Source organism: Hydrogenophaga crassostreae, from assembly GCF_001761385.1.
In the GTDB taxonomy this organism is placed as follows: domain Bacteria; phylum Pseudomonadota; class Gammaproteobacteria; order Burkholderiales; family Burkholderiaceae_C; genus Hydrogenophaga; species Hydrogenophaga crassostreae.
The window spans coordinates 2,341,662-2,358,428 of sequence record NZ_CP017476.1; the positions used below are offsets into that span (position 1 = coordinate 2,341,662).

The 16,767-nt window shown below is 59.6% G+C and carries 15 protein-coding genes; 13 read left to right on the forward strand and 2 right to left on the reverse strand.

Annotated features, from left to right (window positions below; all coding sequences use genetic code 11):
• Positions 1-6: 6 nt before the first annotated feature.
• From hflK to LPB072_RS10845, 10 genes are all read left to right on the forward strand, one after another.
• Positions 7-1,392, forward strand: a complete 1,386-nt coding sequence (hflK, locus tag LPB072_RS10805) for an FtsH protease activity modulator HflK (RefSeq protein ID WP_082876800.1) — start codon at positions 7-9, stop codon at positions 1,390-1,392.
• Positions 1,393-1,444: 52 nt separating this feature from the next.
• The gene (hflC, locus tag LPB072_RS10810) at positions 1,445-2,332 is read left to right on the forward strand and encodes a protease modulator HflC (protein WP_066087680.1); all 888 of its coding nucleotides are present in this window, start codon (positions 1,445-1,447) and stop codon (positions 2,330-2,332) included.
• 8 nt (positions 2,333-2,340) lie between these two features.
• Positions 2,341-2,526, forward strand: a complete 186-nt coding sequence (locus LPB072_RS10815; RefSeq protein WP_066087674.1) for a DUF2065 domain-containing protein — start codon at positions 2,341-2,343, stop codon at positions 2,524-2,526.
• Positions 2,527-2,634: 108 nt separating this feature from the next.
• Complete coding sequence (locus LPB072_RS10820) at positions 2,635-3,801, forward strand: ATP phosphoribosyltransferase regulatory subunit (protein ID WP_066088296.1); 1,167 nt, start codon at positions 2,635-2,637, stop codon at positions 3,799-3,801.
• A gap of 14 nt (positions 3,802-3,815) precedes the next feature.
• A complete protein-coding gene (locus tag LPB072_RS10825; RefSeq protein ID WP_407927806.1) occupies positions 3,816-5,207 on the forward strand; it encodes an adenylosuccinate synthase in 1,392 nt (463 codons plus the stop codon).
• Positions 5,208-5,252: 45 nt separating this feature from the next.
• On the forward strand, positions 5,253-5,777 hold the full coding sequence (locus LPB072_RS10830; RefSeq protein WP_066087671.1) for a phosphoribosyltransferase: 525 nt from the start codon (positions 5,253-5,255) through the stop codon (positions 5,775-5,777).
• Between the two features lie 85 nt (positions 5,778-5,862).
• Entirely contained in the window at positions 5,863-7,056 is a 1,194-nt protein-coding gene (locus LPB072_RS10835; RefSeq protein WP_066087668.1) for a PLP-dependent transferase, read from the forward strand.
• Between the two features lie 38 nt (positions 7,057-7,094).
• A complete protein-coding gene (locus LPB072_RS23680; RefSeq protein ID WP_197508939.1) occupies positions 7,095-7,268 on the forward strand; it encodes a hypothetical protein in 174 nt (57 codons plus the stop codon).
• Positions 7,269-7,527: 259 nt separating this feature from the next.
• Complete coding sequence (locus tag LPB072_RS10840) at positions 7,528-8,313, forward strand: response regulator (protein WP_082876799.1); 786 nt, start codon at positions 7,528-7,530, stop codon at positions 8,311-8,313.
• Positions 8,282-10,228 (forward strand): ATP-binding protein, encoded by a 1,947-nt coding sequence (locus LPB072_RS10845; RefSeq protein ID WP_066087660.1) that lies wholly within the window; start codon positions 8,282-8,284, stop codon positions 10,226-10,228. The genes LPB072_RS10840 and LPB072_RS10845 overlap by 32 nt, the downstream gene beginning before the upstream one ends.
• A 6-nt stretch (positions 10,229-10,234) precedes the next feature.
• Here LPB072_RS10845 and mnmH read toward each other — a convergent pair whose 3' ends face one another.
• Together mnmH and LPB072_RS10855 are read right to left on the reverse strand one after the other, a co-directional pair.
• Positions 10,235-11,293, reverse strand: coding sequence for a tRNA 2-selenouridine(34) synthase MnmH (gene mnmH / locus LPB072_RS10850; RefSeq protein ID WP_066087657.1), 1,059 nt, complete (start codon positions 11,291-11,293; stop codon positions 10,235-10,237).
• A gap of 62 nt (positions 11,294-11,355) precedes the next feature.
• Complete coding sequence (locus LPB072_RS10855) at positions 11,356-12,009, reverse strand: arylesterase (protein WP_082876798.1); 654 nt, start codon at positions 12,007-12,009, stop codon at positions 11,356-11,358.
• 27 nt (positions 12,010-12,036) lie between these two features.
• Here LPB072_RS10855 and LPB072_RS10860 point away from each other — a divergent pair, with 27 nt between their 5' ends.
• The 3 genes from LPB072_RS10860 (at position 12,037) to LPB072_RS10870 (ending at position 16,726) form a co-directional block, all read left to right on the forward strand.
• On the forward strand, positions 12,037-12,726 hold the full coding sequence (locus LPB072_RS10860; RefSeq protein ID WP_066087651.1) for an ABC transporter ATP-binding protein: 690 nt from the start codon (positions 12,037-12,039) through the stop codon (positions 12,724-12,726).
• 312 nt (positions 12,727-13,038) lie between these two features.
• Positions 13,039-14,853, forward strand: a complete 1,815-nt coding sequence (locus LPB072_RS10865; RefSeq protein ID WP_157559281.1) for a DUF1566 domain-containing protein — start codon at positions 13,039-13,041, stop codon at positions 14,851-14,853.
• 49 nt (positions 14,854-14,902) lie between these two features.
• Complete coding sequence (locus LPB072_RS10870) at positions 14,903-16,726, forward strand: DUF1566 domain-containing protein (RefSeq protein ID WP_070263918.1); 1,824 nt, start codon at positions 14,903-14,905, stop codon at positions 16,724-16,726.
• Positions 16,727-16,767 lie beyond the last annotated feature (41 nt).

The following is a 16,767-nucleotide window of genomic DNA, read 5'->3' on the forward strand; positions in this document are numbered from 1 at the left end:
CCAGCCATGGATGTGAATTTGCAAGACCCGAATCGCGGTGATTTACCCGCGATCAAGCCTGCTTCAGGTGCTAAACAGCGTCTGTTGGGGGTGTTCAATTTGAACGATCCGCGCTGGGGTCGAGATGACAACGAGGCACCGGATGGCGAAAAGCCTCCGCATACCGACAATGAAGAGCCGCCACGTCAACCGCCCCGACAGCCCCGGCCCACGTCGAATGGCAACCAGGGCCCGCCGGATCTGGATGAGCTTTGGCGTGATTTCAATCGCAAGCTCGGTGGCCTGTTGGGTGGCAAAGGTGGCAACAACGGCGGCAGGGGTGGTTCCGACAATGGTGGGGGCTTCAATCCGAGTCCCAAGTCCACGGGTATTGGCATAGGCCTGATCGCTGGCGTTGCAGCACTGATCTGGGTGGGCACCGGCATTTTCATCGTGCAAGAAGGTGAACAGGCGGTGATCACACAGTTCGGCAAGTACAACCGAACGGTGGGCGCTGGCTTCAACATGCGCATGCCGTACCCCATCGAGCGTCACGAAACCATTCCGGTCACCCGAATCCGTTCGGTGGATGTGGGGCGCGAAAACATCGTACCCGCGACCGGGTTGCGTGAGTCGGCCATGCTGACCTCCGATGAAAACATCGTGGAGATCAAGTTCGCCGTGCAATACCGGCTGAACGATGCGCGGGCATTCTTGTTCGAAAGTCGCGATCCAGACGCCTCCGTGGTGAAAGTGGCTGAAACCGCGCTGCGCGAAGTCATCGGCAAGATGAAGATGGATGCGGCTTTGGCCGAGGAGCGTGATCAGATTGCACCCCGTGTGCGGGGATTGATGCAAGCCATGCTCGATCAATACAAAGTTGGTATCGAGGTGGTTGCCATCAACTTGCAGCAAGATGGTGTTCGCCCACCCGAGCAAGTTCAGGCGGCTTTTGACGACGTGCTCAAAGCTGGACAGGAACGCGAGCGTGCCAAGAACGAAGCGCAGGCCTATGCCAATGACGTTGTGCCGCGTGCCCGAGGTGCCGCTTCGCGCTTGACGGAAGAGGCTGAAGGTTACCGAGCCCGTATCGTTGCGCAAGCTGAAGGTGATGCCAACCGTTTCAGCTCGGTTTTGGCTGAATACCAAAAGGCGCCTCAGGTAACCCGTGACCGCATGTATGTGGACAGCATGCAGCAGATTTATGGCAGCGTGACGAAGGTCATGGTGGACAGCAAGTCGGGCTCCAATTTGCTCTATTTGCCGCTGGACAAGATCATGCAGATGACGGGCCAATCTGGCACGCCAAGCCCGTCCGTCAGCAGCGCACCAGTGGCCGCAACAACGGCGCAACAACGTACCAGCAACGACACAGACAACCCAGCCCGCTCGCGCGAGCGCGAGTCGCGTTGATTCGTCTATCTGACGTCTTGGCCCACACGCACCCAATTTTGAGAGCATTCAAATGAACAAAACAGGTTTTGCCCTGACTTCGTTGGCAGTGGCTCTGGCCATTGCCAGCTCCATGCTGTTTGTGGTCGACCAGCGCCAATTCGGCGTGGTATATCAACTGGGACAGATCAAGAAAGTGGTCACCGAGCCGGGCTTGAACTTCAAGCTGCCACCGCCGTTCCAGAACGTGTCGTACATCGACAAGCGACTGCTGACGCTGGAGAGCACCGATTCGGAACCCACGCTGACGGCTGAAAAGCAGCGCGTGGTGATCGACTGGTATGTGCGTTGGCGCATCAGCGAACCACAGCAATACATTCGAAACGTTGGTTTGAACGAAAGCGCAGGCGTCATTCAGCTCAACCGTGTGGTGCGCAACTCGTTCCAGCAAGAAGTGAACAAGCGCACCGTGAGTGAATTGCTGTCCACTCGCCGTGAAGAACTGATGGAGGATGTGAAGCGGCAGGTGCTTGCCGCCGTTCGTGGATCCGACAAACCTTGGGGCATGGACATCGTTGATGTGCGCATCACACGCGTGGACTACGCCCAAAGCATCACAAAATCGGTTTACGACCGAATGGAGGCCGAACGCAAGCGGGTTGCCAACGACTTGCGCGCTCAAGGTTTTGCTGAGGGTGAAAAGATTCGCGCCGATGCCGATCGCCAACGAGAAGTGATTGTGGCGAATGCGTTCCGTGATGCACAAAAGGTCAAGGGTGATGGCGACGGCAAAGCCGCAGGCATCTACGCCGAGGCATTTGGCCGCGATGCCTCGTTTGCGAAGTTCTATCGCAGCCTGGAGGCATACAAGAGCAGCTTCGCCAGCAAGTCTGATGTGCTGGTCGTTGACCCGAGCTCTGACTTTTTCAAGGCCATGCGCAGCAGCGACGTCACCAAGTAGGGCGGGGTGTGTCAGACACCTTGTGGGCCGCCCTGGCCCTTTTTCTGATTCTGGAAGGCTTCCTGCCTTTTGTGGCACCCGGTCTTTGGCGTCGGGTGTTTTCTGAAATGCTGCAAATGAGCGATGGGCAAATTCGGTTTTTCGGCCTGGTTTGTCTGGTCATCGGGGCCACCAGCTGGTGGCTGATGGACTGAATTTGAGTCTATTGTTCGGTCAGTTCGTCAGCCGGAGGCGACAGATCGGCTTAAAGCGGCTTCGCGGCCCGGTAAAATCCTTGTTTTAACAGCCTGCCCATCATGCCCATGTCAGCCTGGGTCCTTCCGGATCACATAGCCGATGTCTTGCCTTCAGAAGCTCGGCACATCGAAGAACTCCGTCGGGGTTTGCTGGATACCACCCGTAGTTTTGGCTACGAACTGGTGATGCCTCCTTTGCTGGAACACCTGGAGTCGTTGCTCACAGGTACTGGTGAAGCCCTCGATTTACAAACTTTCAAGCTCGTTGATCAGCTCTCGGGGCGCACGCTCGGCCTGCGCGCCGACAGCACGCCCCAGGTCGCCCGTATCGACGCCCACTTGCTCAACAGGCAAGGTGTCGCACGTCTGAGCTACTGCGGCCCCGTGGTACACACCAGGGTCGACCGGCCTCTGGCCAGCCGTGAGCCGATGCAGTTTGGTGCCGAGATCTATGGCCATGCGGGACTGGAGGCTGATCTTGAAGTGATTGAATTGGCCCATGCTTGCCTGAGTGGTGCCGGCGCAGGTGAGTTGTTGCTCGATCTGGCCGATGTGCGCGTGATTGATGCGGTGCTCGCTCCGGTTCAGTTGAACGAGACCCAGACCAACGCGATACATGCGGCATTGGCCGCCAAAGACGTGACCGAGCTCAAGTCTTTGTCCAGAGACTTGCCCGCCCCGGTGCGTGCAGATTTGTGTGCCTTGCCCACACTGTTTGGTGGCGTAGAGGTGTTGAGCGAGGCCCGGCGATTGCTTCAGCCATCGCCCGAGCTGCACAACGCACTCGATAACCTGGCCTGGTTGGCCAAACATGTCGAAGGCATGAGGGTGTCGATTGACCTGGCCGATTTGCGGGGTTATGCCTACTACACAGGCATGCGATTTGCCATCTTCAGCCATAGTCCGCAAGGCGAAGCGTTGGAGCTGGCGCGTGGTGGCCGGTACGACGAAGTGGGTGCCGTCTTTGGACGCAACCGCCCGGCGGTGGGCTTCAGTCTGGATGTGAAGGAATTGGTCAGCGCTGTTTTACCGCGCCCGCTGGTTGCTGCAGTGCGGGCGCCTTGGGGTATGGATTCAGGCCTGCGCCAGGCCATTGCGGCGCTGCGCGCCCAGGGGCAGACGGTGGTTTGCGCCTTGCCTGGCCACGGCCACGAAATGGATGAATTCCAATGCGATCGCGAGCTGGTGCAAGACCCGGCCAACAGCGGCGCATGGATCGTAAAGACTCTTTGATCGGAAAACAGCAGATGATGAACAACAACAGCGCCGTGGTACCTGGGCGCAATGTGGTCGTGGTAGGCACCCAATGGGGTGACGAAGGCAAAGGAAAGCTGGTCGACTGGCTTACCGAAAGCGCTCAAGGCGTGGTGCGGTTTCAGGGCGGACACAACGCGGGCCATACGTTGGTGATCAATGGCGTGAAAACCGCACTGCACCTGATTCCCAGCGGCATCATGCGTGCTGGTGTGAAGTGTTACATCGGCAATGGTGTGGTGGTTTCGGTTGCCAAGTTGTTCGAAGAAATTGCCGGGCTGGAGAAAGCGGGCATAGAGGTGCGTTCACGCCTGCGTGTGTCCGAAGCGTGCCCGTTGATCCTGCCTTTTCACGCAGCCATCGATATCGCGCGCGAAGCTGCGAAAGTTAAAGCGGGCACCGAAAAGATCGGCACCACCGGGCGCGGTATTGGCCCTGCCTACGAAGACAAGATCGCCCGCCGTGCACTGCGCGTTCAAGACCTGAAATACCCCGAGCGATTCGCCACCAAGCTGCGCGAATTGCTCGATCTGCACAACCATGTCTTGACGACCTACCTGCACTCAGCCGACATGGACTGGGATGCACAGATCGCCGCTTACATGAAGGACGGTGCGATTCAGTTTGAGCCGGTATACGCTGAAGCCATGGCCCAGGCAGAGCAGCTCAAACCCATGATCGCGGACGTCTCCCGTGAGTTGAACGATGCCCATGGCACAGGAGTCAACCTGTTGTTCGAAGGTGCGCAAGGCACGCTGCTCGACATCGACCATGGAACCTACCCCTTTGTGACCTCCAGCAACTGTGTGGCCGGGAATGCATCGGCGGGCGCGGGTGTGGGCCCGGGCATGCTGCACTACGTGTTGGGCATCACCAAGGCCTATTGCACCCGTGTGGGTGGTGGCCCGTTCCCAACCGAACTCGATTGGGAGAAGGAGGGCACACCCGGATGGCACATGGCCACGGTAGGCGCTGAAAAAGGTGTGACCACTGGCCGCAGTCGCCGCTGCGGGTGGTTCGATGCGGCTTTGCTCAAACGCTCGGCCCAGGTGAACGGTCTGTCAGGCCTTTGTATCACCAAGCTTGACGTGCTCGATGGTTTGACCGAGTTGATGTTGTGCACGGGTTATGAGCTGGATGGCGAAACCATCGATATATTGCCGATGGGTGCCGATGAAATTGCCCGATGCAAGCCGATATATGAAGTGATTCCTGGCTGGACCGATTCCTCTGTGGGTGTCACTGAATTCGATAAATTGCCAGAGAATGCGCGACTCTATTTGAAACGCATTGAAGAAACCACTGGCGTACCGGTGCATGTGGTGTCAACGAGTCCGGATCGGGACCACACCATTTTGCTGCGCCATCCCTACCACGCCGCATGAACGTGGCGCAGAATCTCCCAAACTGCAAGCCCTCTGGAGTGACCCATGCTGACTGAAGACGGTAACCACCTTTACGTCTCTTACGACGAGTACCACAACCTGATCGAAAAGCTGGCGCTCAAGGTGTACCAGTCGGAGTGGGCGTTCGACACGATTTTGTGCCTGGCCCGCGGCGGTATGCGCCCAGGCGACGTGCTTTCCCGCATTTTTGATGTTCCGCTGGCGATCATGTCGACCAGCTCCTACCGTGCCAATGCCGGCACCGAGCAGGGCAATCTCGACATTGCCCACTACATCACCACGCCCAAGGGCGAGATCGCGGGCAAGGTTTTGCTGGTGGACGATCTGGCTGACTCAGGCCACACGCTCAAGGCTGTGATTGGCCAGCTGACGAACAACTACCCAGCGATCACCGAAATGCGCAGCGCCGTGATCTGGACCAAAGAGCTGTCGACCTTTACGCCCGACTACTCGGTCGAATTTCTGCCTACCAACCCCTGGATTCACCAGCCGTTTGAGAGCTACGACAGCTTGCGCCCTGCACAGCTGTTGGAAAAGTGGAAGCTGTGACCAGGGCATTGCCCATTCGGTTTCGCCGCAGCGACCCATGGGGTAGGCTTCAGGGTGTACAAAAACACCAGAAGTCACTACCCGCATGAGCGAACTGTCTACCCAACTCATTCACCATCCCTACCGCCCGCCCGAGGGCTTCGATGCCGTTGCGCCTGCGGTTCACAAGGCCTCTACCGTCATCTTTCCCAATGTGCATGCCTTGCGCACGCAGGAGTGGATCGATAAAAGTGGCTACACCTACGGGCTGCACGGAACGCCCACCACCTATACGCTCGAAGAACGCATTGCGACCGTAGAGGGGGGTCGATATTGCGTGCTGGCACCCAGCGGTTTGTCTGCTGTGACGCTGGTCGACATGGCTTTCCTGCGCCAGGGTGATGAGCTGCTGATTCCCGACAACGCCTACGGACCCAACAAGTCGTTTGCCAATGGCGAACTCGCTGCATGGGGTATTTCGCACCGGTATTACGATGCGCAAGATCCCGAAGACCTCGCCGCCAAGATTTCGGGGAAGACGCGTCTGGTGTGGCTGGAAGCGGCCGGATCCATCACGCTTGAATACCCCGACCTGCCTGGCCTCGTTGCCGTGGTCAGGGACGCCAATGCGCAAAGAGGTGAGGGTGACCGCAAAGTCATCACCGCACTTGACAACACGTGGGGCGCGGGCATCGCATTCAATGCCTTTGACCTGGGCATTGATGTGTCCATGCAAGCCCTCACCAAATACCCCAGCGGCGGCGCTGACGTTTTGATGGGCTCGGTCGTCACGCGCGATGAGCAATTGCACAAGCAGGTTCTGTTGACCCACATGCGGCTGGGTTTGAACGTGAGCGGCAACGACACCGAGCTGGTTTTGCGTGGCCTGAGCAGCATGTTGCTGCGATACCAGGTCCAGGATGCAAGCACCCGGGCGCTCGCCGCCTGGATGCAAACCCAGCCGGGTGTCTCCAAGGTTCTGCACCCGTCCCTGCCCGACTCTCCTGGGCACGCGAACTGGAAGCGCGATGCAACGGGAGCGGCATGCCTGTTCAGCGCCGTGTTTGACGCTGCGTTGAGCCAAACCCAGATCGATGCATTTTGTGACCGTTTGCAATGCTTTAAGCTGGGTTGGAGCTGGGCAGGGCCCATCAGTCTGTGCGCGCCTTACAACATCGCTGGTATCCGAACCCAAGAATGGCCCCATAAAGGGGGCCTGGTTCGGTTCGCGGTGGGTCTTGAAAGCGTTGCAGACCTCCAGTCAGACCTGGCGCAAGCCCTGGCAGGTTTGACCACATGAACAAATCCTTTTCTCCAACCCCTTAAAGAAAGACTGTTTTGGCAACTCCAAACTACGGATACGAAAAACGCCAGCGCGAGCTCGCCAAGAAAAAGAAGAAAGAAGAAAAGGCCAGGGCAAAAGCTGCTGGCAAACCATACGATGACGCGCCGGTTGAAAACCCCATGGCGCCACCACCTGTCGTCCCAGGTGAAGAGCCCGCAGGCGGTTGATCAATTGGGTCTTTGCGGTGTGGGCGATATTCCCGGGCAACCGCAAACAGAGTGCATTTGTTTCGCTTGGAGGGTAGGGGGCGCCCCCGTCAAAAGCGGATCAATGGCATTCACTTTCAGTGCAGCGGGCGCGGCAATGTAGATAAAAAGATACATCTGCGTCAAATAGTGCGAAGCGCCAAGCCAACCGACGGTTCGTGCAGTTAGGCTCTGCGGAGCTGCCTCAGGTGAAGCGCAGCCCACCTTTCTGGCTTTGACGATGAACGCGCACTCCTGTCGTGTAACCGTGGCACTGGTCGAAGACCACCCTGAATTCCGAGAGGCCTTGATTGCCACTGTGCAGGCTTCGGGCCGACACCAGATCATTGGCGTCAGCAAAGACCTCAACACCGGGCTGCAACTGCTTGAAGGGGATAGGCCCGATGTGTTGCTGGTCGACTTGGGTTTGCCTTCGGGTTCAGGCCTGAAAATAATCCGGGCAGCCCAGTTGCGCTGGGGCCAACGCTGTACCTCAGGCGTGGTGACCATGACCGGCGATGAAGACGACCTCATGAACGCCATCGGGGCGGGGGCTAAAGGCTACATATACAAGTCGGATCAACCCGAACAATGGTTAAACGGTATCGACGGTTTGGCAATGGGGCAAAGCCCCGCTCACCCGAAGATTGCCCAGCGCTTTCTGCAGCAGCTGGCCCGTCATGCGTTGGTTCAGGAACACCCGGCCTACAACGTGCTGCTGCATCTGGCCTCCGGATACACAGTGGAAGAGGCCGCCGAGCAATTGCAAATGACGGCCCAGGTTGCCGGAGACCTGATACGCACCGTTTATGACGGGTTCTTGCTCCCCTTGCCCGATCTCTCCCCCCGGGAACTCGAGCTGATCACTCTTTTGAACAAGGGCTATGCGTTTCGAATGTGCGCAGAACTCATGGGCGTGAGCGAGTCCACCACCAAAACCCAGGCTGCGCGGGCTTATCAGAAGCTCGGAGCGAACAACCTGCAGACGGCCCTCTATGAAGCGCGCATGGCCGGACTCATCTCCTGATTCGGTCGCAGCCTTTCGCTGGGTGTGGTGGCTGGCTGCCATGGTGGCGTTGCCGATGGGGGTGTTCAGCTGGTGGACCTATCTGCAGGCGCCTTCGCGTTTGGCCGAGCTCAAACGGGTTGAGGGCGTGTCTGTCTGGCATGAGCCTTTGGGCAACCGGGTCATCGATCAGACGACTGTGCGAGACATCGTGCGTACGCCACCCAATTGGCAAGAGGCTCACTGGACGCCTGTCGAGCTGCCCAACTTCATTGAGTTGGGGCATTCGGTTGAGCTCCCTCCTGATGCGCCCAAACTGCGGGCCTGGTTTCGCATTCCCATTCCTGTTGACGCCGAAGGCTCCCGTTCCCATGGGCGTCAGGGGTTACTGGGTTTTCGCGTGCAAGGGGGCGCCTGGTCGGTCTGGGCGGACGGCAAACTGATTCAGTCCAATTTGTCGGACTGGCGCATCCAATGGAATGTGCCCCTGCGGATCACGGTGCCCCTCGGGGCCCGGGAAGTGCTCATTGCGGTGCCCTATGCAGAGCCCTTGGGTTATTCCGTGGGCTCGCTTTTTGTGGGACCCATGGACGTGGTCGATTCCGCCTGGCAGGAGCGCAATGTTTTGTACCTTGACCTGCCACGCTTCATGTCTGTGATGGCGTTGCTGTTGATGGTCGTGTCGCTCCATCTGGCCTGGTCACGCCCGAAGGACCGCATGTTTGCCCTGCTCGGGTTCAATGCGCTGATCTGGTCTGTCACATGCCTGCAGTTTTCATTTGACGTCACCGGATTCGATTCACTCTGGTTGTGGTTTGGATCCGTCATGGATTCCTCGATCAACTGGATGGTGATTCTGGGGTTCATCTTTGCCTTTGAACTGGAGAGCATTCGCGTGCCGCGATTGACCGCCGTCATGTTGCTTTATGCAGTGTTGGGCACTTTCGTAACCTTGCCGGTCTGGGGTTGGCAAAAGAGCGCACTCATCGCCCAGCAGTATGGAAATATCGCGGTGATGATGGTGGGTTTGCTCGTTCTCGGATGGCATGTCATTCGACACCCCCGTCGCGAAGGCGTGGTCATCTTTCTGGCGCTTCTGACACACTTGGGATTGGGTGTGCACACCCTCTTGAACCTTACGAATCAAACCAATCCGGACAGTTTCTATTCATTTTCCCTCGGGGTTGTGGTGCTCTACTTTGCATTTATGTACGCGGTCGGGCGACGCACGGTGGCCGCATTGAACAGCACGGAGCGCCATGAGGGTGAACTGAAGAACCGCTTGGCAGAGCAGGAAATTCGACTCTCGGAACAACACGTGCGCCTGCAGCAGCTTGAGGTGGCACGCCGCCTCGACACGCAACGCGACAACATCATGCAAGACCTGCATGACCGGTTGGGCAGCAACCTCACGAGCGCCTTGCTTCAAGCGCGCAAAGGCGTGTTGTCCCCTGATGAAACCGTTCTGCTGCTGCAAGATCTGGCCGATGAATTGCGCCATGTGGGCGGGTTGGCCTCTCAGGAACAACGCAGCCTCAACGAGCTGCTGGCCGAGTTGCGGCAACGGGTACAAAACCGTCTGGCACATGGTGGCATCTACCTTGTCTGGGACGTAGACCCTGCGCTCGGTCTCCAGCTCAGTGCACAAGCCGCCCAGCATGTATTGGCCATGCTGAGTGAAGCCATTGCCAACGTGATCAAGCACGCAGAGGCCAAACAGATTCGTCTGGAGGCCAGGCGCCAGGGCGGTGAGTTCGTGATCACGATCACTGACAACGGCAATGGGTTCGACCCCGAATCGGTAGAACCAGGGCGTGGATTGCCCGGCATGCATCAACGGACAGCGGCACTGGGAGGGGCTCTTCAAATCGTTGTGGCAGACCCGCGTGGCACTGTTTGGCGGCTCAGGCTGCCCGACACGGTGCCCAAAGCTTGAATCAGCTTATGGTTTGCTCGCCAGTTCGACAGCGAGCGATTTCAAGTCTGCGGCCGACCGGCTATCAAGTACCGCAGCTGTGGCTTGCCCATACTGGCTGAAGTTGCGCTTGATCGAAGCCGAGTACATGGGGTCGTAGTGTTGCGTGAGCAGCTCCAGAACCACCTCGGGCGTTTTCCCTGCCGCCACTTTTTCCACCCAGGCATCGACCACGTGCTTGCCACGCAGCTCAACCAGTGCTTGCAGGCGGTCGCAAAAGTGAGCCGGATCGGTGACGAAAAAGTCGTAATCCTCAAGCAGCAGTGCCACACGTTCTTCGTTGGGCAGGTGCAAGTCGATGCATGGGCTCTCGCGCATGGCGTTGATGAGCGCGTCGGGCACGCGCACATTGCCCACCTTTTTGCTTTCGCTCTCTACAAACACAGGGCGCGCCGGATCGAACTTGCGCAAGGCATCCCAGATCAGGCTGTCAAAGCGTTTCTGGCTGGGCTGGGGCAGGCCAGGGATGTGGCCGAGCACGGAGCTCCGGTGGTTGGCCAGGGCTTCGAGATCGAGCACTTGCGCGCCCTCGTCAGCCAGGGCTTTCAGCAAGCGGGTTTTGCCGCTGCCGGTGGGGCCGCACACGACGCGGTAGCTGCGTGTTGGGGCAACGGCGGCGATGTCGTCGACCAGCGCAGCCCGCCAGGCTTTGTAGCCGCCCTCGATGAGGGTCACATGGAAGCCGATGGCACTCAGGATGGTGGCGAGTGAGCCACTGCGGTTGCCTCCCCGCCAGCAATACACCAGGGGTTTCCAGCCCCGTGGCTTGTCGAGCACTTCGGCTTCGATATGGGCTGCGATGTTGCGCGCTGCAATGGCTGCGCCGCGTTTTTTGGCCTCGAAAGCGTTGACCTGCTTGTACATCGTGCCGATGGTGATGCGCTGGGCATTGTCCAGCGTGGGCCAGTTGAGGGCGCCGGGAACGTGGTCCAGCGCGTGCTCGTCTTCGGTGCGCGCGTCAATGAGGGTGTCAAATTGATCGAGTTGGCGCAGGGCTTCGGTGGCAGGCAGGATGTGTACGGGCATGCGCAATTATCGCCACCCTTTGAACTCGCCCGGCGCCAGTCGGCATGAATGGCTGGGCAAAGTCAGCTTTTGGCGAGCAGCTTCTGCAACGTGGGCCAGACGTTGTCTGCCAGGAGAGGCTGGGCGCTCTCGTTGGGGTGGATGCGATCGGCCTGAAACAAGGTCAGCGCATCGGGGCGGTCGGCCACGCCTGCCAGCAGGAAAGGCACCAGCGCTGTGTTTTCACTTTTCGCCACCGTTTGGAACAGATCACGAAACTGCTGCGTGTACCGGGCACCGTAGTTGGGCGGCATTTCCATGCCCACGAGCATCACCTTGGCTCCCGCTTCCTGGCTGGCCCGGGCCATCGCAGCCAGATTGGCCTGGGTGGTGGACAGCGGCATGCCGCGCAGGGCGTCGTTGCCGCCGAGTTCGATGATGACGACTGTGGGTTTGTATTGGCGCAGCAGGGCGGGCAGGCGGGAGCGTCCGCCAGCCGTGGTGTCGCCACTGATGCCGGCGTTCACGGTCACTTCCTGGCGCTTGGCTGCTTTGAGCCGCTCTTGCAGCAGCGAAACCCAGCCCGTGCCACGTCTCACGCCGTATTCGGCGCTCAGTGAGTCGCCCACGACCAGAATGACCGGCGCTTTGGCCTGCGCCCATGCCTGAGGCAAGGTGCCTATTGACCCTATGGCTGCGCCCAAAGAGAGCAGGGCGTTAAAGTGACGGCGTTTCAACTTGCGAAGCCTTTCCGGGCAAATGCCATGTCAGATGTGATGATTCGGGTGCAACACGTGTTCAAGTCGGTAACCGACTCGACAGGTTCGTTGACCATTTTGCGCGATATCGATTTCTCCCTGGCGGCTGGGGAGACTGCGGCCATCGTGGGCGCCTCTGGCTCAGGCAAAAGCACCTTGCTGTCCATCATTGCCGGGCTGGACACGCCCAGCCAGGGCACGGTATTGATCGGTGGCGTGGATCTGTACCAGCGCACCGAAGACGAGCGTGCCGCCTTGCGGGCGGAAAAGGTGGGCTTCGTGTTCCAGAGCTTCCAGTTGCTGGCGAACCTGACCGCACTGGAAAACGTGATGTTGCCGCTGGAGCTGGCGGGCCGACGCGATGCCCGGGCGGCCGCCACGGCGATGCTGGAGCGTGTAGGTCTGGGTGAGCGGCTCAACAGCTACCCGAAAGTGTTGTCTGGGGGCGAGCAACAGCGTGTGGCGCTGGCGCGGGCCTTCGTGGTGCGCCCGGCTGTGCTGCTGGCGGACGAGCCTACGGGCAGCCTGGATTTCGCCACGGGTGCCAAGGTGATGGCGCTGATGTTTGAACTCAACCGCGAACTGGGCACCACGCTGGTGCTCGTGACCCATGACCTGGCAATTGCCGAGCGCTGCGAGCGGCGGATCACGATCGAGGCGGGGCAGGTGATCGATCCGGCGTTGACCCCTGGCTAGGCGTTCGCAAACGGCTGGCCAGCGCTGTGGCTCAGCGGCGCTGTGTTGACGCCCCTTTTCTCGGCAAGGGTGGCGTCACGCGGGCGTTGGCTTGGTTGGCCTCAAAAGGGGTCAAAGTGTTGTTTTCAAGGCGATGACGGCCTGGCAACCATGACTTTCGACACTGTCTGGCTGTATTGAAAAGTCCTAGCATGGGCTGGTTTCTTGCCAAACCAAGTGCGGCCTTTTGGGCTCTTCGCTGTTTCTTGGTGGCATGAACCGTTGAAGTTTGAGGCGCTTTCGCCATCAAACCATGCCCCCAAGGAGATTTCGATGACGTTCGGTAGCCACAGCCACACTCTGACAACAGCGGTGAAGTCGGTGCATCTTTTGCGGCAGGCTGGCAAGCCTTGGGTGCTGCTCAGCGTGATGGCGCTTGCCGCTTGCGGCGGCGGTTCAGCCTCAGACGTGTTGGGCACCCAGGCCTCGTTGGCCGCCGGGGCCGGCTCACCTGAAACAACCCGCCGCGCAGACCCCACCGCGTTCCAGCGAAGCGCCGCTTTGAGCAGCGCCGATCTGGCTTCTGCCGAGCAGCAGGCGCAGGCCGCCGAGGCCTCGGCCACTTCTCTTGATGAACTCCAGGCGGGAGAAATTGCGGCCAAGAGCGCCTACCAATCAGGCGCCGTGGCGCGCAAGGCCCTGGCCATGCGCATTCCGGTGTACCGCTTCTCCAACAGCAGCACGGGCGCCCACTTCTTCACCACCAGCGTCTCAGAGCGCGACAACGTGGCCAACACCCTCTCGCCGCCCTACAGCCTGGAAGGCGAAGCCTTCTCGGTGGCCAGCGCGTTCTCACCGGGCCTGAGCCCGGTGCACCGCTTTTTCAACACCCAAACCGGGGTGCATTTCTACACCATCAGCGAAACGGAGCGGGCCAACGTGGTGGCCAATTTCCCGCAGTTCAACCATGAGGGGGTGGCCTATTACGCCAGCCAGGTGGCTGGCGCCGGCTTGACGCCGTTCTTCCGGTTTTATGTGCCGAGCAAAGGCTTTCACTTCTACACCGCCAAAGAGAGCGAGAAGGACAGCATCATCGCCAACCTGGCGGCCACCTACACCTATGAAGGCATCGGCTACTACGTGCTCGACAGCGATTGGCGGGGTGAGAAGCTGCCGCACACGGGTGTGACCAGCGACCAGTGTTACAAGGCGGGCAGCGACGTCCTGGTGGCGTGCAGCATGCCTGAAACCGGTGATTTGAATGAGCAGCAGGATGGTCATCGCGCGGGCATCAATGCCATGAGTTACAGCGCCGTGGGTGGGCGCGCATTGACCTCCTGCGTTCAAGACAACATCACAGGCCTGATTTGGGAGGGCAAAGAAGCCAACGGACCGCGGGTCGGCAGCGGTACGTATACCCATCTGAACAACGGTCTGGCTACAGATACCAGCGGCTATGTGGCGGCGGTGAACGCCACCAATCTGTGCGGTTTTAACGATTGGCGCTTGCCCACACGCCAGGAACTGCTCAACCTCAATGCGCCCGCGGTCAACACCACCTGGTTTCCCAATACGGCTGCTTCCTACTACTGGGCTGCTGAGCTGGCGAGCACTGATAGCACCCGTGCTTGGTTTGTGAATTTTCAAAGCGCGTTTTCGTACCATGATGCCCGTACAAACACCTTTTCAGTGCGCTTGGTGCGAGGCAGCTCGGCCAGCGGGCCCCGCTACAGCTACAGCACGGTTGCCTATGGCAGCGATGGGGCCAACAACGTCGTCAACGATGCCTGGACCGGCCTGCAATGGCGCCGCTGCGAGCAAGGGCAGGTCTGGAGCGGCAGCGCTTGTTCCGGAACGGTAAGCACCTTCACCCATGAGCTGGCAATCGCCCATGCCCAAGGGCAGGGCGGCTGGCGAATGCCCAACATCAAAGAGCTCAGCAGCGCGATGGACCTGAACGTGAGCAGTGGTGCAAACGTCGACTCGACGGCGTTTCCTGGTGTCGTTGGTAATGGCACGTGGGCATCTTCTCCCCTTGTGGGTAACGCCAGCCATGCCTCGGGCGTCAGCTTCTTCAGCGGCGTCGTGGCCTACGACGCCCGCAGTCTTGGCCACGCGGTTCGTTTGGTGCGTTCTGCCCCTAATTGAGGTGGCGAATCCGCCTTGCAACGCAAATGCTTCTGGAAGAAAGAAACCCATGGAACAAGCTTCAAAGCCTTTTGCTCCGTTGCCCATGCGCTGGCCCGCTGTTGCTGTGGCTCTGGCCACTTCTGCTTTGCTTGCGGCCTGTGGCGGTGGCAGCTCCGCTGATGAAACAGTCGGTACCCAGGCGGCGTTAACTGGCGAGGCGGGCGCATTTCCCGGAACGCGCCCCACCATAGACCCAGCAGCTCTTGCCCGAAGCGCGGCCCTTAGCAGCGCTGATCTGGCTGCGGCCGAGCAGCAGGCGCAAGCCGCTGATGATGATGCCAATGCACTGGTCGCGCTTGATGAACTCCAGCCCGGGCAAATTGCGGCCAAGAGCGCCTACCAATCAAGCGCCGTGGCGCGCAAGGCCCTGGCCATGCGCATTCCGGTGTACCGCTTCTCCAACAGCAACACCGGCGCCCACTTCTTCACCACCAGCGTCTCAGAGCGCGACAACGTGGCCAACACCCTCTCGCCGCCCTACAGCCTGGAAGGCGAAGCCTTCTCGGTGGCCAGCGCGTTCTCACCGGGCCTGAGCCCGGTGCACCGCTTTTTCAACACCCAAACCGGGGTGCATTTCTACACCATCAGCGAAACGGAGCGGGCCAACGTGGTGGCCAATTTCCCGCAGTTCAGTTACGAGGGCGTGGCCTATTACGCCAGCCAGGTGGCTGGCGCCGGCTTGATTCCGTTTTACCGTTTCTTTGTACCCGGCAAGGGCTTTCACTTCTACACCGCCAAAGAGAGCGAGAAGGACAGCATCATCGCCAACCTGGCCGCCACCTACACCTATGAAGGCATCGGCTACTACGTGCTCGACAGCGATTGGCGGGCTGAGAAACTGCCGCATTCGGGCATTACCAGCAGCCAGTGTTCCCAGTTGGGCAGCAACACGCTGGTGCTGTGCAGCAGTGTCGAAGCCATGAAGCTGAACCGGCAGCAAGACGGAAACCGCACGTTGATCAACGCCATGAGTTTCTATTCGGTGAGCAACTACCCATTGACCAGCTGTGTTCGAGACAACGTCACAGGCTTGATCTGGGAAGGCAAAGAAGCCGTCGACACGCGGGCAGGCAGCAACACTTACACCCACCTGGGCAACGGGCTGCCCGGCGACACCAGCGGCTATGTGGCCGCCGTGAACTCGGCCAACCTGTGTGGGTTCAACGATTGGCGTTTGCCCACGCGACAGGAATTGCTCAACCTCATTGACTATGGCAGCACCACGGCGCCGGCGATCAAAGTCTCCTGGTTCTTCAATACGGCTTCAAACCGCTATTGGAGCGTTGAGTTGAACAGCATCGACAGTTCCAGGGCTTGGTACGTCAACTTTCTGAAAGGAGAAACCTACTCCGAACCGCGGTCGAATGCCAATGCGGTGCGTTTGGTGCGAGGGAGCTCGCCCAGTGGGTCGCGGTACAGCTACAGCACGGAGGCATACGGCAGCGATAGCGCCAACAACGTGGTCAACGACGCCTGGACCGGCCTGCAATGGCGCCGATGCGAACAAGGCAAAGTCTGGGGTGGCGGCGCTTGCACGGGAACGGTGAGCGCGTTCACCCATGAGCAAGCGCTTGTTCATGCGCAGGTTCACAGCGACTGGCGAATGCCCAATATCAAGGAGCTTACCAGTCTGGTGGACCTGGGTGTGAGCAGTGGAGCGCGAATCGATCACGCTGCGTTTCCAGGCGCCGGTACCGGGGAAACATGGTCATCGTCCCCCGAGGTGCGTTTCGGCGGCGGTGCATGGGCACTCAGTTCCGGGGGGGGCTACGTGGGCAGCAGCGGCCGCGGCAACGTCCATGTGGTTCGGCTGGTGCGCATCGGTCAGTGATCTTGGACGGCCAACCACCTTGGATCGTCATTTTCGAAGGA